This window comes from Noviherbaspirillum soli (assembly GCF_015352955.1).
GTDB classification, from domain to species: Bacteria; Pseudomonadota; Gammaproteobacteria; order Burkholderiales; family Burkholderiaceae_D; genus Noviherbaspirillum_A; species Noviherbaspirillum_A soli.
The window spans coordinates 138,236-159,172 of the sequence record NZ_JACYOX010000005.1 but is presented as its reverse complement, the minus strand read 5'-3'; the positions used below and the strand labels follow the sequence as shown (position 1 = coordinate 159,172).

Annotated in this window: 17 protein-coding genes; 6 read left to right on the top strand and 11 right to left on the bottom strand. The window is 64.4% G+C overall.

All coding sequences use genetic code 11. The features are described 5' to 3' along the window. Positions 1–72: 72 nt before the first annotated feature. From IGW04_RS07125 to IGW04_RS07105, 5 genes are all read right to left on the bottom strand, one after another. A complete protein-coding gene (locus IGW04_RS07125; protein WP_194712357.1) occupies positions 73–1,236 on the bottom strand; it encodes an ABC transporter substrate-binding protein in 1,164 nt (387 codons plus the stop codon). A gap of 329 nt (positions 1,237–1,565) precedes the next feature. Beyond that, on the bottom strand, positions 1,566–2,267 hold the full coding sequence (locus IGW04_RS07120; RefSeq protein ID WP_194712356.1) for an ABC transporter ATP-binding protein: 702 nt from the start codon (positions 2,265–2,267) through the stop codon (positions 1,566–1,568). Positions 2,268–2,274: 7 nt separating this feature from the next. After that, entirely contained in the window at positions 2,275–3,036 is a 762-nt protein-coding gene (locus tag IGW04_RS07115) for an ABC transporter ATP-binding protein (RefSeq protein ID WP_194712355.1), read from the bottom strand. Beyond that, on the bottom strand, positions 3,026–4,048 hold the full coding sequence (locus tag IGW04_RS07110; protein WP_194712354.1) for a branched-chain amino acid ABC transporter permease: 1,023 nt from the start codon (positions 4,046–4,048) through the stop codon (positions 3,026–3,028). The genes IGW04_RS07115 and IGW04_RS07110 overlap by 11 nt, the downstream gene beginning before the upstream one ends. Before the next feature lie 2 nt (positions 4,049–4,050). Further along, complete coding sequence (locus tag IGW04_RS07105) at positions 4,051–4,923, bottom strand: branched-chain amino acid ABC transporter permease (protein WP_194712353.1); 873 nt, start codon at positions 4,921–4,923, stop codon at positions 4,051–4,053. A 191-nt stretch (positions 4,924–5,114) separates the two neighbouring features. Here IGW04_RS07105 and IGW04_RS07100 point away from each other — a divergent pair, with 191 nt between their 5' ends. Continuing rightward, on the top strand, positions 5,115–5,294 hold the full coding sequence (locus tag IGW04_RS07100; protein ID WP_194712352.1) for a hypothetical protein: 180 nt from the start codon (positions 5,115–5,117) through the stop codon (positions 5,292–5,294). Positions 5,295–6,057: 763 nt separating this feature from the next. On the opposite strand, the gene IGW04_RS07095 is transcribed toward IGW04_RS07100, so the two are convergent. The 4 genes from IGW04_RS07095 to IGW04_RS07080 form a co-directional block, all read right to left on the bottom strand. Continuing rightward, on the bottom strand, positions 6,058–7,227 hold the full coding sequence (locus tag IGW04_RS07095; RefSeq protein ID WP_194712351.1) for an ABC transporter substrate-binding protein: 1,170 nt from the start codon (positions 7,225–7,227) through the stop codon (positions 6,058–6,060). A gap of 57 nt (positions 7,228–7,284) precedes the next feature. Further along, entirely contained in the window at positions 7,285–8,091 is an 807-nt protein-coding gene (locus tag IGW04_RS07090; RefSeq protein ID WP_194712350.1) for an alpha/beta fold hydrolase, read from the bottom strand. Between the two features lie 2 nt (positions 8,092–8,093). Further along, on the bottom strand, positions 8,094–9,659 hold the full coding sequence (locus IGW04_RS07085) for a benzoate-CoA ligase family protein (protein WP_194712349.1): 1,566 nt from the start codon (positions 9,657–9,659) through the stop codon (positions 8,094–8,096). A gap of 90 nt (positions 9,660–9,749) precedes the next feature. Next, the gene (locus tag IGW04_RS07080) at positions 9,750–10,226 is read right to left on the bottom strand and encodes a DUF4863 family protein (protein WP_194712348.1); all 477 of its coding nucleotides are present in this window, start codon (positions 10,224–10,226) and stop codon (positions 9,750–9,752) included. A 189-nt stretch (positions 10,227–10,415) separates the two neighbouring features. Here IGW04_RS07080 and IGW04_RS07075 point away from each other — a divergent pair, with 189 nt between their 5' ends. From IGW04_RS07075 to boxA, 5 genes are all read left to right on the top strand, one after another. Further along, positions 10,416–11,315 (top strand): helix-turn-helix transcriptional regulator, encoded by a 900-nt coding sequence (locus IGW04_RS07075; protein ID WP_194712347.1) that lies wholly within the window; start codon positions 10,416–10,418, stop codon positions 11,313–11,315. A 96-nt stretch (positions 11,316–11,411) separates the two neighbouring features. Further along, positions 11,412–12,197, top strand: coding sequence for a hypothetical protein (locus IGW04_RS07070; protein WP_194712346.1), 786 nt, complete (start codon positions 11,412–11,414; stop codon positions 12,195–12,197). 446 nt (positions 12,198–12,643) lie between these two features. Beyond that, complete coding sequence (boxC, locus tag IGW04_RS07065; protein WP_194712345.1) at positions 12,644–14,302, top strand: 2,3-epoxybenzoyl-CoA dihydrolase; 1,659 nt, start codon at positions 12,644–12,646, stop codon at positions 14,300–14,302. Between the two features lie 52 nt (positions 14,303–14,354). Further along, a complete protein-coding gene (boxB, locus tag IGW04_RS07060) occupies positions 14,355–15,782 on the top strand; it encodes a benzoyl-CoA 2,3-epoxidase subunit BoxB (RefSeq protein WP_194712344.1) in 1,428 nt (475 codons plus the stop codon). Between the two features lie 48 nt (positions 15,783–15,830). Then, the gene (boxA, locus tag IGW04_RS07055; RefSeq protein ID WP_194712343.1) at positions 15,831–17,078 is read left to right on the top strand and encodes a benzoyl-CoA 2,3-epoxidase subunit BoxA; all 1,248 of its coding nucleotides are present in this window, start codon (positions 15,831–15,833) and stop codon (positions 17,076–17,078) included. Positions 17,079–17,330: 252 nt separating this feature from the next. Here boxA and ligD read toward each other — a convergent pair whose 3' ends face one another. Beyond that, a complete protein-coding gene (ligD, locus tag IGW04_RS07050) occupies positions 17,331–19,949 on the bottom strand; it encodes a DNA ligase D (protein ID WP_194712342.1) in 2,619 nt (872 codons plus the stop codon). Further along, positions 19,946–20,827, bottom strand: a complete 882-nt coding sequence (gene ku / locus IGW04_RS07045; protein ID WP_194712341.1) for a non-homologous end joining protein Ku — start codon at positions 20,825–20,827, stop codon at positions 19,946–19,948. Before ku ends, ligD begins: the two co-directional genes overlap by 4 nt. Positions 20,828–20,937: the final 110 nt, after the last annotated feature.

The following is a 20,937-nucleotide window of genomic DNA, read 5'->3' as shown; positions in this document are numbered from 1 at the left end:
GATTCCCCGGATGGAGGACGTTAAAAAGGCGCGATTATAATCGCGCCCCGGTGATCACGATGCGAAACGGAATTACTTGGCGTCGCCGCCCAGCTTCCACTTGCCATCGACGATCTGCACCATCACGCGCGAGCGCTGGTCGAAGCCGAGGTGGTCGGTCGGGCTCATGTTGAAGATGCCATGGGCGCCGGCGACTTCCTTCGTATTCTCGATGGCGTCGCGCAGGCCCTTGCGGAAGGCCGGCGTGCCCGGCTGGCCGGCCTTGAGCGCGGCCGGCACGGCATTGGCCAGCAGCGCGCCGGCATCCCAGGCATGGCCGCCGAAGGTGGACACGGTGCCTGCGCCATACGCCTTTTCATACGCGGACTTGTAGGCCAGGGCGGATTTTTTCACGGGGTTCGAGTCAGGCAGCTGCTCGGCCACCAGGATCGGGCCGGAAGGCAGCCAGGTGCCTTCGCAGTCCTTGCCGCAGACGCGCAGGAAGTCATTGTTGGCCACGCCGTGGGTCTGGTAGATCTTGCCCTTGTAGCCGCGCTCCTTCAGGGTTTTCTGCGGCAGCGCGGCCGGCGTGCCGGAGCCGGCGATCAGCACCGCATCCGGGTTGGCCGAGAGGATCTTCAGGATCTGGCCGGTGACGGAGGTGTCCGGGCGGGCGAAGCGCTCGTTGGCCACCAGCTTGATCTTGCGGGTGTCGGCCAGCTTGGAGATTTCACGGTACCAGCCTTCGCCGTAGGCATCGGAAAAGCCGATGAAGCCCACGGTCTTGACGCCGTTGTCGGCCATGTGCGACAGGATGGCGGTGGTCATGTGGGAATCGTTCTGCGGCGTCTTGAACACCCAGCGCCGCTTGGCGTCCTGCGGCTCGATGATGGAGGCCGACGCGGCCATCGAGATCATCGGCGTCTCGGACTCGGCGGCGACGTCGGTCATGGCCAGCGAGTTGGGCGTGACGGTGGAGCCGATCAACAGGTCGACCTTGTCCTCGCTGACCAGCTTGCGGGCATTCTTCACCGCGGTGGTCGGGTCGGTGGCGTCGTCGAGCACGATGTATTCGACGGTCTTGCCGGCGATGGTCTTGGGCAGCAGCGAGATGGTGTTCTTTTCCGGGATGCCGAGCGAAGCGGCCGGGCCGGTGGCCGAGACGCTGACGCCGACCTTGATCTGGGCAGCGGCGGTGCCGGCATAGGCCAGGGCGACCAGGGCGGGCAGCAGGGCGGCGGCGAAGGTTTTTTTCATGTTGGGTCTCCGGATTGGGAAAAGCGGTTTGCGGGGTGGTCCCGTCGGTTGTTGGTCGCGTTGATCCTGGGTGGGCTGGGAGGGCGCGGGCAGCGTGGCCCGGGCGCCTGGGCCGGATGGCCGACGGTGCATGCCAGCTGGAACTCCGGGATTTTTGCTCGCCGAACTATAGCATCAAAGAGGGTGGGACAGGCCCGGTTTTGCTTGGGGCAAAGCGGGCCTGAATCGGCGCAAAGGCTTATGGCGACGAGGAATTCCTGATTTCGGTAAGAGTCGGTAATGAAGCAGTGGTGACGATTGCTTTCGACCCTCCCGCCTGGCGTTTCCTGCTACACCCCCAGATACCGCGTCAGCGCCTCATGATCCCGCGCCAGCCCGGCCGACTCCCCGGCCAGCACGATGCGTCCTTTTTCCATCACCACCGCCAGGTCCGTATTGGCCAGAACCATCCGGTAATTGCGGTCCACGATCAGCGTGCTGATGCCGGTCTCGCGTATCTGCCCGATCACGCGCCAGATCTCCTGCACGATTAGGGGCGCCAGGCCCTCGGTGGCTTCGTCGAGGATCATCAGGGTCGGGTTGGTCATCAGCGCCCGGCCGATGGAGAGCATCTGCTGCTCGCCGCCGGAGAGCTGGGCGCCGCCGTTTTCCAGGCGCTCGGTCAGGCGCGGGAACAGCGCCAGCACCCGATCATAGGTCCATGCATTGCGGCCGTCCACGCCGGGGCGCGCGCTCATGATCAGGTTTTCCTTCACCGAGAGGTTGGGGAAGATGCCGCGGCCTTCCGGCACATACCCTATGCCGAGCCGCGCCATTTTCTCCGGCGGCCAGCAGGTGACGTCGCGGCCGTTCCAGACCACCTTGCCGCTAGCCATGGGCACATAGCCCATCAGCGAGCGGATCAGCGTGGTCTTGCCCATGCCGTTGCGGCCCAAAAGGCCCACGGCCTTTCCGGCAGGGATGTGCAGGTCCACGCCCTGCAGGATATGGCTGTCGCCGTAGTAGGTGTTGATTCCGGTGAGATCTAGCATGGCGATATCAGTGGGCCTCGCCCAGGTAGGCGGTCTGGACGTCGGGATTGGTGCGGATGTTGTCGGGGATGTCGCTGGCGATGACTTCGCCGTTGACCATCACGGTGATCTTGTCGGCCACGCGGAACACCGCGTCCATGTCATGCTCGACCAGCAGCACCGCATGGTCGCGCTTCAAGCGTTCCAGCAGCGACAGCATGCGCTCGGACTCCTCGGCGCCCATGCCGGCCAGCGGCTCGTCGAGCAGCAGCACCCGCGGGCGGGTTGCCAGGCACATCGCGATTTCCAGCTGGCGCTTCTGGCCATGGCTCATGCTGCCGGCAGGGCGCTCGGCGAAGGAGGCCAGGCCCGCCACTTCCAGCACCTCGCGCGCTATGCCCACGCTGTGCGCGCAGTCGCGTGCCGACTGCCACAGGTGCCAGGGCCGCTGCAGCGCGGCCTGCGCGGTCAGGCGGCAGTTTTCCAGCACCGAGAACTGCGGAAAGATGGTGGTGCGCTGATAGCTGCGGCCGATGCCGGCGCGCGAGCGCCTGGGTTGCGGCCAGGCGGTGGCGTCCACGCCGTCGAACTTCAGCAGGCCTTCGGAGGCCGGAATCTCGCCGGACAGCATGTTGATCAGCGTGGACTTGCCGGCGCCGTTGGTGCCGATCACGGCGTGCAGTTCGCCGATGTGCAGGTCGATCGACACATTGCGCACGGCGGTCAGGCCGCCGAAGCGGCGCGTCAGTGATCCGGCCTGCAGCAGGGGAATGGTTTGTTCAGTGCGCATGATGCGGCTCCGGTGAACGTGTGAAACGGCGCGCCAGGCCGATCAGGCCCTGCGGCAGCAGGGCCACGAACAGGATCATGGTCAGGCCCAGCGTCAGCTGCCAGCGCTCGGCGAAGGCGCCGAAGATGGCCGACGATGCATAGAATTCCTTTAGCAGCACGAAGGCCACCGCGCCCAGCACCGCGCCGCGCAGGCTGCCCAGGCCGCCGAGGATGATCATCATCAGTACGCCGCCCGACTCGTGCCACGACAGCAGTTCGGGGTTGACCGCGCCATTCTTGGCCGCCATCAGGAAGCCGGCGACGCCGGCCAGCATCGCCGCCAGCACGAACGCGGCCAGCTTGTAGAAATAGGTGTTGAAGCCGGCGGCGCGCATGCGCTGCTCGTTGATGCGTATGCCGGCAAGCGCATGGCCGAAGCGCGAGCGCAGCACCGCGGCCAGCAGCGCATAGGTGCCGACCAGGCAGGCCAGCGCCAGGTAGTAAATGTGGCCGGATTTTTCCAGGTCGAGCAGGGTGGCGCCGCCGATGGCCAGCACCGGACGCGAGGTCAGGAAGATGCCGTCGCTGCCGCCGCCGACTGGCGTGTCGTGGAAGACGAAGTAGGCCATTTGCGCGAAAGCCAGCGTGACCATGATGAAATACACGCCGCGGGTGCGCAGGCTGAGCGCGCCGGTGACAAGCGCATACAGGCCGGCCGCCAGCATGGATGCCGGCAGCAGCCAGAATGCCGACGCGGCATTGTCGCCGGAAGCCAGCACCGTCACATAGGCGGCAATGCCGAAGAAGCCGGCATGGCCCAGGCTGACCAGGCCGGTGGTGCCCACCAGCAGTTCCAGGCTCAGCGCAAAGATCGCATAGACCATGATGCGCAGCACCAGGTCGGCGCTGTACGAGGACATGAAGGCGGGCAGGGCCGCCAGCAGCAGCACCACTGCCAGCGGCAGCAGCGAGGCTTGCAGGCCGCGGCGCGAAGTGCGGCTTACAGGAAGGGAAAGAGGCGTGCTGTTCATGATCAGTAACCTTTGCTCTTCAGGCCTTCCGGCCGCCAGATCAGGATCAGCGCCATCAGCAGGTAGACGCTGATGCCGCTGTATTGCGCGAAAAACACCTTGCCGAAGGTATCGACGAAGCCCACCAGCAGCGCGGCAATGAGTGCGCCGGAAATCGAGCCGATGCCGCCGATGACCACCACCACGAAGCAGATGATCAGGATCTGCCCGCCCATGCCGGGATAGACGGAAGCGGCCGGCGCGGCGATCATGCCGGCCAGCGCGGCCAGCGCCACGCCGGCGGCGAACACGATGCGGTACAGCAGGCGGATATTGATGCCCAGGCCGCGCACCATGTCGCGGTTGCTGGCGCCGGCGCGGATCATCATGCCCAGGCGGGTGCGGTTGACCACGAAGTACAGGCCGATGGCGACGACGATGCAGGCCGCCGAGGCGAACAGGTTATAGACCGGATAGGTCATCATGCCGCCCAGCGAAATGCCGCCGGAAAGCCAGGGCGGCGCGGTGACGCCATGCACGTCATTGCCGAACAACATGCTGCGCACTTCCTCGAACACCAGGATCAGCGCATAGGTCATCAGCACCTGCTGCAGGTGGTCGCGCTGGTAGAGGTAGCTGAAGAATACCCATTCCAGCACGAAGCCCAGTATCACCGCGAGCACGATGCCGGCCAGCAGTTGCAGGATGAACTGGTCGCCGAAGAGGGGGGCGAGGGCGAAGGCCATGTAGGCGCCGATCATGTAGAAGCTGCCATGGGCCAGGTTGATCACGCCCATGATGCCGAAGATCAGGGTCAGGCCGCTGGCGACGAGGAACAGCAGCAGGCCATACTGGATGGCGTTGAGGCATTGGATGAGGAAGGTGGGGAGATCCATGATGATGATTAGCTGTGAGTCAAATTACCGCGGCCTCAAAAATTGCACGTTTCGTCGTTTCGTAGGGTGGAATACCCCGTAGGGGCATTCCACCTTGGTTCGCAAGCCTACAAAGGTAATGTCGGACATCTTCCATAACCGACCGATGGTGGAATGCCCCTCCGGGGTATTCCACCCTACCAAAATGGCAGTTGCAGTTGCAGTTGCAGTTGCAGTTGCAGTTGCAGTTGCAGTTGCAGTTGCAGTTGCAGTTGCAGTTGCAGTTGCAGTTGCCGTTGCCGTTGCCGTTGGCGTTGCAGTTGCCTTTCATTCCCGTTGAGCGCGCCGTGTCAGCGGTGCCCGGAGCGGGAAAAGGTGCGGCGTCTGTCTGAGCCAAGCGCAGCTTGGCGAGTTTAGCCGCGCCCCGCTCCGGGTACCGCTGGCACGGGGACCCCGCGCTAGCGGGGCGCGATCACCGGGTCGCCTTTTTTTGTTACTTTTTTTGGCGAAGCAAAAAAAGTGACCCGGCCGCCGGGACGGATTCCCGGCTTGTCTCCACGGCAGTGCAGCCGCCTTGCGTCACCCGGCAAGGCACGGGCAGCACTGTCGGTGTTGACGTTGACGTGTTTTCGGTTGAAAAGCCAACGACAACTTCAAAAGCAACTGCTGCTTCGCAGTGACGTCTTTACGCCGGGTAAAACAAGCCGACTGCACTGTCGTCATGACCAGGCCGGGTGTTCGCCCCGGCAGGCGACCTACTTCTTTTGCTTCGCCAAAAGAAGTAGGCAAGAAAAGGCGACCCGGTGATCGCGCCCTCGCTGCGCGAGGGTCCCCGTGACGTCGATGCATGGAGCGGGGCGCGGCTAAACTCGCTCCGCTGCGCGGCGCTCAAACAGACGCCGCACCTTTTCCCGCTCCATGCACCGACGTCACGGCGCGCTCAACGGGACCCAACTGCAACGGCAACGGCAACGGCAACGGCAACGGCGAAGTCAAAAGCAACTGCAACTGTCGCTGCGCGTACGTCAAAGGCAACGGCCACAGCAACGGCGAAGTCAAAAGCAACTGCAACTGTCGCTGCGCGTACATCAAAGGCAACGGCCACTTCAAAGGCTCTGCAACTGCCCCCGACTCAGAAGCGGGCCAGCCCGCCCATTACATCTTGCATCCCTTGGCCGGATCGGCAAGCGCCTTCACCGCCACGCCCTTGACCTCGTTCAGGTTGCCCTTCACCTGGCGCAGGTAGATGTCCTGCACGGGATTGTGCGCGGACGACAGCTTGAACTTGCCGCGCGGGCTGTCGATCTCGGCCTTTTCCATGCCCGCCACCAGCTTGTCCCGGTTCTTGATGTCGCCGCCGGCCGCCTTCAGGCCCGCCGCCAGCATCTGCGCCGCGTCATAGCCCTGCACCGCATACACGTCGGCATTGACCTTGTACGCCTTGGCAAAGGCCAGGCGGAAGGCATTGTCGCGCGGGGTGTTGAGGTTGTCTGCATAGTGCAGCGTGGTGTACATGCCCTGCGCCGACTCGCCCTGCGCTTCCAGCGTGCCGTCGGTCAGGAAGCCGGGGCCGTACAGCGGCGCGCCCTTCATCAGGCCGGCGGCCGCATAGTCCTTGACGAACTTGACCGCGCCGCCGCCGGCGAAGAAGGCATAGACCGCGTCCGGCTTCTGCGCCGCGATCTGCGTCAGGAGCGCCTGGAATTCGACGTTGGGGAAGGGCAGGGTCAGCGCCTGCATGACCTTGCCGCCGGCGGCCTCGAAGCCTTCGGTGAAGCCCTTGACCGACTCATTGCCGGCCGCATAGTTCCAGGTGATGGTGACCACCTTCTTGTGTCCGCGCTCGGCCGCGACCTTGCCCATCGCATAGGCCGGCTGCCAGTTGGAGAAGGAACTGCGGAAGATATTCTTTGCGCACATCGGGCCGGTGACGACGTCGGCGCCGGCGTTGGGGACGATCAGCAGGGTGTTCGATTCCTTCGCCGCCTTGGCCATGGTCTGCGCCACGCCCGAATGCACGGTGCCCACCAGCACGTCGACCTGGTCGCGCTTGATCAGCTTGTTGACATTGTCGGCCGCCTTGGCGGGATCGGATTCATCGTCGACCTTGAAATACTGCACTTCCTGGCCGCCCAGCTTGCCGCCCTGTTCGGCGACATACAGCTTGAAGCCGTTTTCTATCATCGTGCCGAGATTGGCGAAGGTGCCGGTGGCCGGCAGCATCAGGCCGACCTTGATCGGCGCGTTCTGCGCATGGGCCTGGCTGCCCAGGGCGAATACGGCGGCGGCGATGGCCAGGCGTGCGGGCGTGAATCTGATCTGCATGGTGTCTCCTGATTGGACGTTCTTGTTTGTTGTATGACTGCTGTTCGCCAGGCTTCTTCAGGCCAGGCTGTTGATGAATCTGCCAGCTTCCCTGCTCAACGCCGCCGGCTGGTCGCGGTGGGGCGAATGTCCGCACTGCGGCAGCACCAGGACCTTGGTCTGCGGCGCCTTGCGGGCAATGCCATGGACCTGTTCCAGCGTGCCGTATTCGTCGTCCTCGCCCTGAACGGCCAGCACCGGGCAGCTAATGCGCGCCAGTTCGGCTTCAATGTTCCAGTCGCGGAAGGCCGGGTCCAGCCAGATGTCATTCCAGCCCCGGAAGGCTGAATCGACATCTGCGTGATAGCGCGCCAGCCTATCCCGGAGGCCCTGCGACAGGTACGCTTCGCGGGCCGCCTCGATGCTGGCGACGCTGATGTCCTCGACGAAGATATGCGGAGCGACGACGATAACACCGCGCAGGTGTTCTGCAAAGCGTGCCGCATGCAAAAGCGCAATCGAGCCGCCGTCGCTATGGCCGAACAGCCAGGGCTGCTCGACGCCCAGCGCGCCGAGCAGCGCCGGCAGGACTTCATGCGCCTGGCGATGCATGAAGTCCGGCGCCCAGTGTTCACCCTGCGGGCGCGGCGTCGACTCGCCATAGCCGTAGCGGGAATAGACCAGGCCGCGCAGGCCGTGCTCGTCGCAGAAGCGTTGCGGGAAGTCCTTCCACATGGCCACCGAGCCCAGGCCCTCATGCAGGAACACCACCACCGGCCGGCCGGCATCGGCGCTGCCGACCCACTGGTATTCCAGGGACAGCGGCCGGCCGCGCCAGTCCAGTTCAACGAAGGAGGAGGCGGGGGCGGGATTCTGCTCGGCCATCCTCATGCCTCCAGCGCGCGCAGCTTGAAGCGCTGTATCTTGCCGGTGGCGGTCTTGGGCAGGTCTTCGACGAAGATGATGTCACGCGGGTACTTGTGCGGCGCCAGCCGGCCCTTGACGAAGGCTTTCAGCTCGGCGCGCAGCGCATCATCGGCGGCCTGGCCGGCGCGCGGCACCACATAGGCCATGGTCTTGGTCAGGCCCTGTTCGTCGGGCTTGCCGACCACTGCGCATTCCAGCACCGCCGGGTGGGCAATCAGCGCCGACTCGACCTCGATCGGCGATACATACTGCCCGCTGACCTTGAGCATGTCGTCGCTGCGGCCGGCGTAGCTGTAGTAGCCCTGGGCGTCCCTTACATACTTGTCGCCGCTCCTGACCCATTCGCCCTGGAAGGTGGCGCGCGTCTTGTCGCGGTTGGTCCAGTACATCAGCGCCGCGCTCGGGCCGCGGATGTACAGGTCGCCGACCTCGCCGACGCCGACCGGCTTGCCCTGTTCGTCGCGCAGCTCGATGTCGTAGCCCTCGACCGGCTTGCCGGTCACGCCATAGCGCACGTCGCCGCTGCGGTTGGACAGGAAGATATGCAGCATCTCGGTGGAACCCAGGCCGTCCAGGATGTCGGCGCCGAAATGGTCGCGGAAGCGCTCGCCGACCTCGCGCGGCAGCATTTCGCCGGCCGAGGCGCAGATGCGCAGCGCCACCTGCCCGCGCGCCGGCAGTTCAGGGGAGGCCAGCATGCCGACATACAGCGTGGGCACGCCGGCAAACACCGTGGGCTTGTGCTCGATCAGGCGCCTGAACACCGCCTGCGGCGTCGGCCGTTCGGCCATCAGCACCGTGGTGGCGCCGACCGACAGCGGGAAAGTCAGGCCATTGCCCAGGCCATAGGCGAAGAACAGCTTGGCCGCCGAGAACACCACGTCGTCCTCCCGCACGCCCAGCACCGGCTTGCCATACAGCTCGGCGGTCCAGTACAGGTTGGCATGGGAATGCACCGTGCCCTTGGGCCGGCCGGTCGAGCCGGAGGAGTAGAGCCAGAAGGCGAAGTCGTCGGCATGGGTGTCGGCATGGCCGCCTTCGGGCAGCGGACGCGCGTCGAGCAGCGTGTTGAAGCCGATCGCTCCCTCCGGCAATTGCTGCGCATCGCCCGAGACCACCAGCTGCGGCTTTCTGCCTGACTGGGCAATGGCGTCCTGCACCACCGGCAGCAGGCCGGCCGACACCAGCACCACGCGCGCGCCGCAGTGGCCCAGCATGTAGGCATAGTCGGCCGCCGGCAGCAGGGTGTTGACCGGCACCGGCACGATGCCGGCAAGCATTGCGCCCAGCAGCGCCACCGGCATGTCGGTGGTGTCGTGCATGATGACCAGCACCCGCTCTTCCGGCCGCAGGCCGAGCGCCAGCAGGCCGGCCGCGCAGCGGCGCACCCGTTGGTCCAGGTCGCCGTAGCTCAAGGTTTCACGATCATCGATATAGGCGGGCTTGCCGGCGCGGCTGCGATTGATCTCCAGGATGTGTTGCGCGAAGTTGAACCGCTCGGGCGGCTGCTCGTATGGGTGCTGCATGGTGTCTCCTCCAGCTGCTGAAGTCTTGACGCGGCGCCGCCGGTCAGCCCGGTGGCGCTGCGCCGGGGATGCGGTGGCACGGCGGAATAATCATGTTGAGGCCGCGGCGGTGAACTGGATCGAACCCTGCGGCAGCAGGTACAGAACCAGCGCCCGGCCTCCGGTCACGGTCGGGTGGTGGGCGCTGCCGGCTTCATACACGCGCCAGCCGGCAGGGCAGCCGTCGAAGCGGGCGCCGGGCGTCAGCGGCATGATCAGGTCGATCTCGCCATTCGGGTGGCTGTGATGCGGGCCGGCCAGGTCTTGCATGTCGACCACGTCGACCGAGTAGCCATGGGTGGCGTCGGTGGCCTTGAGCACCCGGCCGTAGCGGATGCCGCCGCCTTCCCGGTTGCACAGCCAGCTTTCGGCTACGCCGATCCGGCAGGCGGCGAACAGCTCTTCATAGGTGTCGCTGCCAGGACCGTGGTCGGCATTCAGGCGGGCTTCGAGCGATGCATCGAGCGAAGCGCCGGAAATCTCGGATGTCAGGCGGCTGATGCGTTGCTGGAACTGTTGAACATCCACAAGGGTTCTCCTCGTACGGCACTTCGCTTATAGTGAGTGCCTTTATTTTCGTCAAGAACGTAACTTATATTGCATCTGAAATCGAGTGTACATGCACTATCTTGCAACGGTCAATACCGTCAGTCATAATATAATTCATCGCAAAAATGCGGCTGGCCCAGGCGAGCGGCAATCAAGGGTAAAAACAGCATGACGGACTTATCCGACCCAATCAAAGACCCTTTCCTGATTACCCTGGGCGAGCGCCTCAAGACGCTGCGCGCCCGGCGCGGCATGACGCGCAAGGCGCTGGCCAGGCTGGCCGACGTGTCCGAACGCCATCTGGCCAATGTCGAGTCGGGCGTAGGCAATGCCTCTATCCAGTTCCTGCGGCAACTTACCCTGGTGCTCAACTGCACGCTGGCCGAGATGATCGGCGACGAAACCGCTTCCTCGCCGGAATGGCTGATGATCCGCGAGATCCTGCGCGGCCGCTCCGAGGCCGAGCTGGCGCAGGCGCGGGCCGCGATGACCGACCTGTTCGAGACGCCCACCAGCGAAAGCGCGCGGCGCCAGCGGGTGGCGCTGGTGGGCCTGCGCGGCGCCGGCAAGTCCACGCTGGGCCAGATGCTGGCCGACACCTGGATGGTGCCCTTCGTCGAACTGAACCGGCAGATCGAGGCGCTGGCCGGCTGCAGCATCGCCGAGATCCATGCGCTGTACGGCGCCAATGCCTACCGCCGCTATGAATACCGCGCGCTGGAAGACGCGATCCGGCGCTTTCCCACCGCCGTCATCGCCACCCCCGGCGGCATCGTGTCCGACCCGGCTTCCTTTAACCTGCTGCTGTCGCACTGCTATACGGTCTGGCTCAAGGCCACGCCGGAAGAGCATATGGAACGGGTGCTGGCGCAGGGCGACAAGCGTCCGATGTCGGGCAACCGGGAAGCGATGGACGACCTGAAGAGCATCCTCGACAGCCGCGCGCAGTTCTATTCGAAGGCGGACCTGACCTTTGACACCAGCGACATCACGCAGGAGGCGGCGTTTGTCGGATTGACGGAGCAGTTGCGGGGAAAGGCGCTGGCAGGGGCGAAGGGGGCGGTTTGATTTTGGGGCGCATGGCGCTGGAACCCGTGGCATGCAACTGCGTACCGACCGGATCAACCAGGACCCTGCCTGGATTCCATTGCGTCAGGACTTCGCATGCACAATCATGTCTCCCTCATGGCAAGCAGCCACGCTTCCGAGCGGCGTGGTCAGTTGATCAGGCTGATGGAAATGGGGAGAAGAACCGCCGGCTTTGACCTTGACCGGAGCGTGCGGGCCAGGGAGGTCAAGCACAAGGGCGCAGACGGTTCGGAGATGACAGGCACTGTGCTGTTCATCCGCACCGGCAAGGAATCCGTCCTCGAATCGATCGAGAACTGGTTTTTCAGCAGGCAGGACCAGAAGCTCGGCAGGCAGCTTTTCGAGCAGGCCTTTCCGGAGTGGAAGGACACTTCAAAGAAAACGTTTCTCAACTCTTTGTTCGAAAAAGACCGCATCACGGTAAGGACGCTCGACGACAAGGTCGACCCGCGCAAGAAAGCGTCCGCCGCATTCCGTATTTCATGGCAGCAAGCCGCTGAAGCATTCCGGACGGTTCTGGACCGCCATCCGGGCAAGGGCTACTTGCCAGGCCAATGGCGTCTTGCCGGGAGCCAGATTGTTTATATACGGTCATGCCTGGGCTTGCCGGCGCGTTGGAGCAAGGACGATGAGATGTTCGGCAAGTTTATGGCGTTCGCCGCAGGGCTCCAGAGCGATGATTTCAGGCTCGCTACCCTGGACACGCGGCAGCGTCTTGTCGAGCAGGCGCGTCAATTTTGCACTGCATGGAGTCGCCAGAAGGCGCGAAAGCCCGAACGGCACAAACACACCGTTCGCACGGGCAATCTCGGGTTTCTGGATGAGCTGGTGATCCAATTCCAAAAAAGTTTCGCGGCCTAAACAAACAGAAGGCACATGCGCTGAGCCTTTCGTCCCCGCATGGCGATGGCAGGCCTTAGCGTATTTCCAGCCTGACTGGCATCCACCGGCCAAGCAGGATTGCCTTTGGAAGAGTCGGCCGAGGGTTAGTAGGGTGCAATACCCGAAGGGCATTGCACCGCGGTCGCATACCGCAAAGACCATCTCAAGAACCTTCTCTGGTCCACGCATGGTGGAATGCCCCTTCGGGGTATTCCACCCTACAGCATCAGGGGTATGTGCAGGATGCAGGTTGCGCCGCGCCTAAATCTGCGGCATGAGGCTAGTCTGGCCAAAATCGCTCTAGCCAATTCCTGCTTGTGGATGTCGAATTAAACTGCATTTAAATTCTTGACGCCTCCACGATGATGCAATATAGTGCGTTCACTACTTCGTTAATGCACCATATTGCTTTCAAGGATGACGTCATGAGCACTTCGCCGCAAGTCGATTATCAAACTTCCCCCGAGCAGTACAAGCACTGGACCCTGAACTGCGACGGCCCGGTGGCGACGTTGACGATGAACGTGAACGAGGACGGCGGCCTGCGCGAAGGCTACAAGCTGAAGCTCAATTCCTACGACCTGGGCGTGGATATCGAATTGAACGACGCGGTGCAGCGCATCCGCTTCGAGCATCCTGAAGTCAGGACGGTGGTGATCACCAGCGCCAGGGACCGCATCTTCTGTTCCGGCGCCAACATCTTCATGCTGGGCAAGTCGAGCCATGCCTGGAAGGTCAACTTCTGCAAGTTCACCAATGAAACCCGCAACGGCCTGGAAGACTCCAGCCGCCATGAAGGCCTGAAGTTCATCGCCGCGGTCAATGGCGCCTGCGCCGGCGGCGGCTATGAACTGGCCGCGGCCTGCGATGAAATCATCCTCGTGGACGACCGTTCCTCGTCGGTCAGCCTGCCGGAAGTGCCGCTGCTGGGCGTGCTGCCGGGCACCGGCGGTTTGACCCGCCTGACCGACAAGAGGAAAGTTCGCCATGACCATGCCGACATCTTTTGCACCACGTCCGAGGGCGTGCGCGGCCAGCGCGCGGTGGACTGGAAACTGGTGGATGCGATCGCCAAGCCGGCCCAGTTCAAGGAAGCGGTGCAAAAGCGCGCACAGGAATTGGCGGCGCAGAGCGACCGTCCTGCCGATGGCCGCAGCGTCAAGCTCACGCCCCTGAACCGCAAGGTCGGCGAGAACGGCATCGACTATGACTATGTGACCGTGGCCATCGACCGCGCCGCCCGCAATGCAGTGCTGACGGTGCGCGGCCCGAAAGGACCGCAGCCGGCGACGGTTGCCGCGATCGAGGAAGCCGGCGTGCAGTGGTGGCCGCTGCAGATGGCGCGCGAACTCGACAATGCGATCCTGCACATGCGCACCAATGAACTCGACATCGGCACCTGGCTGCTCAAGACCGAGGGCGACGTGCAGGCCGTGCTGGATGCCGATGCCGTGATGCTGGCCAACCAGTCGCACTGGCTGGTGCGCCAGACCCTGGGCCTGATGCGCCGCACCTTCGCCCGGCTGGACGTGTCCTCGCGCTCGCTGTTTGCGCTGATCGAGGAGGGTTCCTGCTTCGCCGGCTCGCTGCTGGAAGTGGCGCTGTCGGCCGACCGCATCTACATGCTCGCGCTGCCGGACAGCCCCGAGAAGGCGCCGAAGATTGCGGTTTCCGAAATGAATTTCGGCGCCTTGCCCATGGTCACGCGCCAGTCGCGCCTGCAGCGCCGCTTCTATGACGACGAGGCGACCGTTGCGAAGGTCCGCGAGACCCAGGGCCAGAAGCTCGATGCCGACCAGGCGATGGCGCTCGGCCTGATCACCTCCAACCCGGACGACATCGACTGGGCCGATGAAACCCGGATGGTGATCGAGGAGCGGGCCAGCATGTCGCCGGATGCGTTGACCGGCCTGGAAGCGAACCTGCGCTTCAACGGCCCGGAAACCATGGAGACCCGCATCTTCGGCCGCCTCACCGCATGGCAGAACTGGATCTTCATCCGTCCGAACGCGGTGGGCGAGCTTGGCGCGCTGAAGGTCTATGGCAGCGGCAACAAGGCCCAGTTCGACATGAACCGCGTTTAATCAGATACACAGTCAGCACATCGGCAACAGCCTCTCTTTAAAGGGAAATATTGTGAGCACAATCGACTATAGCGAAAAGATCCCGAACAACGTCAATCTCTCGGAAGACCGCACCCTGCAGCGCGCGCTGGAGCACTGGCAGCCCAACTACCTGCAATGGTGGCGCGACATGGGACCGGACGGCTCGAACAATTTCGACGTCTATCTGCGCACCGCCATCAATGTGACCCCGGAAGGCTGGGCCAACTTCGACCATGTGAAGATGCCGGACTACCGCTGGGGCATCTTCCTGGCGCAGCAGGACGAGAACCGCAAGGTGAATTTCGGCGAGCACAAGGGCGAGTCGGCCTGGCAGGAAGTGCCGGGCGAGCACCGCGCCAACCTGCGCCGCATGATCGTCACGCAAGGCGACACCGAGCCGGCATCGGTCGAGCAGCAGCGCCACCTGGGCCTGACCGCGCCGTCCAACTATGACCTGCGCAACCTGTTCCAGATCAACGTGGAAGAGGGCCGCCACCTGTGGGCCATGGTCTACCTGCTGCACAAGTACTTCGGCCGCGATGGCCGTGAGGAAGCCGAAGCGCTGCTGCAGCGCAATTCCGGCGACCAGGACAATCCGCGCATCCTCGAAGCCTTCAACGAGGAAACGCCGGACTGGCTGGCCTTCTACATGTTCACCTACTTCACCGACCGCGACGGCAAGTTCCAGTTGAATGCGCTGTCGGAGTCCGGCTTCGATCCGCTGTCGCGCACCTGCCGCTTCATGCTGACCGAGGAAGCGCATCACATGTTCGTGGGCGAGTCGGGCATTTCCCGCGTGCTGGCGCGTACCGCCGCGATCATGAAGCAGCATGGCATCGAGGATCCGGAAGAGGTCAGGAAGCATGGCGTGATCGACCTGCCGACCATACAGCGCTACCTGAACTTCCATTTCAGCGTGACCATCGACCTGTTCGGCGCGGACCAGTCGTCCAATGCGGCCACCTTCTACAGCACGGGCCTGAAGGGCCGCTATGAAGAGACCAAGCGCGACGACGACCATCTGCTGAAGAACAACCAGTACAAGATCCTCGACATCGCCAACGGCGAGCTGATAGAGCGCGAAGTGCCGATGTTGAATGCCCTGAACGAAGTGCTGCGCGACGACTACATCCGCGACTCGGTGGCCGGCGTGGCGCGCTGGAACCGGGTGCTGGAAAAGGCCGGCCTGGCCTTTCGCCTGGTCACGCCGCACAAGGCCTTCAATCGCCATATCGGCACCTTCGCCGGCCAGAAGGTGTCGCCGGACGGCCGCGTGATTTCCGAAGCCGAATGGGCGGCGAATGTGCGCAACTGGCTGCCCAGCGAGGAAGACCGCGCCTATGTCGCGTCGCTGATGGGGCGCGTGGTCGAGCCGGGCAAGATGGCGAACTGGATCGCGCCGCCGCCGGTGGGCATCAACCGCCAGCCGGTGGACTTCGAGTACGTCCGCTTCAACTAAGCAATGCACAGGCGCGCTCAAGGGCGCGCCTTCGATGGAATCAGCCCCATGAACGCTCCCGAACAGATTGTCCTGATCCGCCAGCACCTGATCGATCCCGAGGTCTGCATACGCTGCAACACCTGCGAGGAGACCTGCCCGATCGACGCGATCACGCATGACGGCCGCAACTACGTGGTCGACCCCGCGATCTGCAATGGCTGCAATGCCTGCATCTCGCCATGCCCCACCGGCTCGATCGACCACTGGCGCACCCTGCCCAGGAGCGCCGCCTACAGCCTGGAGGAACAGTTCAGCTGGGACGAGCTGCCGCCGCAGCAGGACGTGCCGGAAGACAGCGCGGTGGAAACTCCGGCCGAGACCGCGGTTGAGCAGGCGCTGGCCGAAGGCATGCAGATCAATGCCGCGGTGTCGCCCACCTCGGCGATCGCGCCATGGTCGGCCGCCCATCCGTACATCAACCTGTACCTGAACAAGAACCCGGTGACGGCCACCGTTGCCGGCAATTACCGGCTCACCGGCGCCGATACCGAAAGCGACATCCATCACATCGTGCTGGACTTCGGCAACCAGTTCTTTCCGATACTGGAAGGCCAGTCGATCGGCATCATCCCGCCCGGCGTGGACGAGAACGGCAAGCCGCATTACATCCGCATGTACTCGGTGGCCAGCCCGCGCGGCGGCGAGCGCGAAGGCTACAACAACCTGTCGCTGACGGTGAAGCGGGTGGTGTCCGACCATGAGGGCAAGCCGGTCAGGGGCGTCGGCTCCAACTACCTGTGCGACCTGCAGAAGGGCGCCCAGGTGCAGGTGACGGGCCCGTTCGGCGCCAACTACCTGATGCCCAACCATGCCGGCTCCAACATCCTGATGATCTGCACCGGCACCGGCTCGGCGCCGATGCGCGCCATGACCGAGCACCGGCGCCGCATGTTCGCCAAGGGCCAGCCGCTGGATGGCAAGCTGATGCTGTTCTTCGGCGCCCGGACGCCCGAGGAGCTGCCTTACTTCGGTCCGCTGCTCAAGCTGCCGCCGGCCTTCATCGACATGCACCTGGCCTTCTCGCGCCAGCCCGACCAGCCGCGCGCCTATGTGCAGGACAAGATACGCGAGGCCGGCACGGCCGTGACCGAACTGCTCGGCGGCGATACCTACGTCTACATCTGCGGCCTGAAGGGCATGGAGGCGGGCGTGATGGAAGCGCTGCGCGAAGCCTGCGCCGCCGCCGGCATGGACTGGGCCGCGCTGCATGCAAAGATGGTGAAGGAAGGGCGCTTCCACGTCGAGACCTACTGACTGCCGGCACAGCCTCATCAAGCGGCCTCCGGTGTAGCGCGCATACGGCATCCTTGCCACACGCACCTGCTGGCGCAGGGTGCAATATCCCGCAGGGGCATTGCACCATTCGTGGGCCAAGGAAGGTCGTTGACATGACTGTTCCGGTATGCAGCCAATGGTGCAATGCCCTTCGGGTATTGCACCCTACCGATCCTGTCGAGGCTGGAGTGAGCCTGCGCTGCCGATAGCGGCAGCGCAGGCCCTTCGGCGTCACGCCTCGAAGGCGCTCCGCATCCTCGTGCTGATCTCCTGCTTCAGCCTGAAGTAGTCGGCCCACGGGTCTTCCTTGAGGCCGGCCAGCCGCTGCCGCAGGTTCAGCACGGTGTAACGGTCCGAGCGCAGGCCGCGGTCGGCCAGTTCATCCCAGTGCAATGGCGTCGACACCGGCGCATGCGGCTTGGCGCGGGTTGAATAGGCCGCCACCGCGGTCGCCTCGGACGCATTGCGCAGGTAATCGACGAAGATCCTGCCACCGCGCTTGGCCTTGCTCATGTTGGCGATGAAGCGGTCGGGCAGCACCTGCTCCAGCTGCGCCGCCACCGCCTTCGAAAACGCCTTGACCTCATCCCAGGTATGCCGCGGTGCCAGCGGCACCACCACATGCAGGCCCTTGCCGCCCGTGGTCTTGACGAAGCTGGTCAGGCCGATGTCCTGCAGCAGCGAGCGCACCAGCTGCGCGCCTTCGACCACGTTCTTCCATTCCAGGCCGGCATCCGGGTCGAGGTCGAAGATCATGCGGTCGGGCCGGTCCAGATGGCCCTCGCGGGCGCCCCAGGTGTGCAGTTCCAGCACGCCCATCTGCACCAGGCTGATCAGGCCGGGCAGGGTGCCGGCGCTCATGTAGGTTGCGGTGGCGCCGCCGGTAGGCACTTCAATGCGGCCGACGCCTTCTGCCGTGGTCTCGTTCGCATGCTTCTGGAAGAAGCAGTGATGGCCCTGCGGGCAGCGCACCAGGGTCAGCGGCCGCTGCTCCAGGTGGGGCAGGATCCAGTCGGCAATGTCCTCGTAGTAATGCGCCAGGTCCAGCTTGGTCACGCGGGCCTCGCTGAACAGGATCCGGGTCGCATGGCTGAGCCTGACGCCGGCCACCACGGCCTCGTCGGGCGCGGGCTTGCGACTGCCTGCACTGCCTGCGCCGCGCTTTGCGCGCGTGGCAGTGGCGGCGGTTTGCGCGGCATCGCCGGCTTCTTCCCTTGCATGCTGCTCGGCTTCTTCCACCGGCACGGGCCGCTCCTGGCGGATCTCGCGCGCCTGCTTGTCGCTGCGCATGCCCATGAAGGCGCCCTGGCGTATCAGGCCGTCATTGGTCCATTGGGCAAACTTCACTTCGGCAATCAGCTTGGGCTGCAGCCAGTGCAGGCCGGGGGCGCCGCGTTTTTTCGGCGGCTCCCGGAACGGCGGCGCATCGGTGGCCAGATCGGCGAAATCCTTGTGCAGCGCGCGCAGGCTGTCGGCATTGAAGCCGGTGCCAACCCGGCCGACGTAGCGCAGGCTGCCATCGTCCCCGAACACGCCCAAGAGCAGCGCACCGAACTTCTCGCGCTTGCCCGCCGGATCGGTGTAGCCGCCCACCACGAACTCCTGGCGCTGCTGGCACTTGACCTTGAGCCAGCTTTCGCTGCGGGTGGCGGCGTAGGGCGCATCGGCGCGCTTGACCATGATGCCTTCCAGGCCATGCATGCAGGCATGCGAGAAGGCGTCGGCCGCCTTGCCCTGCAGATGGTCGCTGTAGCGCACCGGCCCGGCCGGGTCGGCCTTCTCCAGCAGCGTGCGCAGCAATTCCTTGCGCTGGGACAGCTGCATAGCACGCAGGTCATAGCCGTTCAGGTAAGGCAGATCGAACACGTAGTAGGCCAGGCGGCCGCGGTGCTGCGCCATGTTCTGCAGCATCTGGAAGCTGACATTGCCCTGTTCGTCCAGCGCCACCACTTCGCCGTCCAGCCAGGCGCTGTCGGCCGGCAGTTGCGCGGCGGCCTGCGCAATGTCGGGCCACTTCGCGGTCCAGTCATTGCCGGCGCGGGTATAAAACACGGCCTTGCCCTTGTCGATGCGGCACAGGGCGCGATAGCCGTCGAACTTGATCTCGGCCAGCCAGTTGTCGCCTTCCGGCGCGCGGTCGGTCAGCGTGGCCAGTTGCGGCTCGAGCATGGCTGGCAGAGGGGCCTTGATGCCCTGGCCTGTCTTGGCGGGGCTGGCTCGCTTCGCCGCCCTGGGCACGGCCTCGGCGCGCGCTGGTGCTGCGGCTTTCCCGGCTTTGGCGCGGGGTGCCCGCGCCGGTTTGCCGATTCCCTTGCCCGACAACACGCTGTCCGGCAGGCGCTCCGTGATCTCCGCTTCCGCGCCTTCGCGCGCGGCCTCGTCGCGTTCCTTGACCAGCAGCCAGTTGTCCTTGTCCGAGCCCGGCCTGCGCATGCGCAGCAGGGCCCAGCCGCCGGACAGCTTCTCGCCGTCCAGCCTGAACTTCAAATGCCCCTTGCGATAGCCTTCGGCCGGGTCGCCGACCGGGGTCCAGCTGCCGCGGTCCCATACGATGACCTCGCCGCCGCCATATTCATGCGCCGGTATGGTGCCTTCGAAGCTGCCATAGGACACCGGGTGGTCTTCCACATGGACCGCCAGCCGCTTCTCCTTCGGATCGAGGCTCGGACCCCTGGGGATGGCCCAGCTCTTGAGCGTGCCGTCCAGTTCCAGCCGGAAGTCGTAGTGCAGCTTGCTGGCCGCATGCTTCTGGATCACGAAGGACAGCCGTGCGCCGGGCCGGGCCACTTCACCGCGTGGCTCCGGCGTCTTGTCGAAATCGCGCTTTGCGTAATATTTGTCCAGTGTCATGCGCGGGCCCGGGTTTTCCTGGCGGGTTCATGGTGCGCCGCCTTTTTGGCGGGCGCCTTCTTCGCGGCCGGCTTGCCGCGGCTGTTGACGCTTTCCCGCAGCAGCGCCATCAGGTCGACGATATTGTCGCCACGGGCCGGCGCTTCCTCTTCGGCTTCGGGCGGCGTGATGAGCCTGGTCTGGTTGGCCTTGATCTTGCGCTGCACCAGGGCCAGCACGTCTTCGCGGTAGGTGTCGTGATACTGCTCGGGCTCGAAGTCGCCGGCCATGCCCTTGACCAGCGCCAGCGCCATCTCGATTTCCTTTTCCTGCAGCGCCAGCTTGCGGCTATTGCTGCGCGGCAGTTCGAAATCGTCGATCGCGCGGATCTCGTCGTTGTAGCGCAGGGTGTTCATCACGATCATGTCGCCCATGGGCAGCAGCGCCACCAGGTGCTGGCGGGCGCGTATCACCACCTGGGCAATGCCCATCATGCCGGAGCGGGCCAGCGCCTCGCGCAGCAGCGCGTAGACTTTCTCGCCGCCCTTGTCGGGCGTCAGGTAATAGGGATGCTCGAAGTACACCACCGGCACCTCGGCGGCATCGACGAAGGTCATGATGTCCACCGTCTGGGTGGCTTCGACGTTGGCGCGCCTCAGGTCTTCCGGCGACAGCACGACGAAATGGTCCTTCTCGTATTCGTAGCCCTTGACGATGTCGTCCCAGTCGACTTCCTTGCCGGTGTCCTTGTTGATCCGCTTGTAGCCGATCGGCGCGAAGTCGCGCTTGTCCAGCATGGTGAGGTCGAGCTCGTGGCCGCGGTCTTCGGCGGAAAACATCTGCACCGGGATATGAACCAGGCCGAAGCTGATCGCGCCCTTCCACAGGCTTCTCTGCATGGCGTCCTCCTTGTTTTACTTTGCCCCAGTTCAGGCTATGGCAGGACAGGAGAGGGCGCCATAGGACAATTTCTGAAAGCAATGTAGGAATGACAAACGTCGCCGCATGT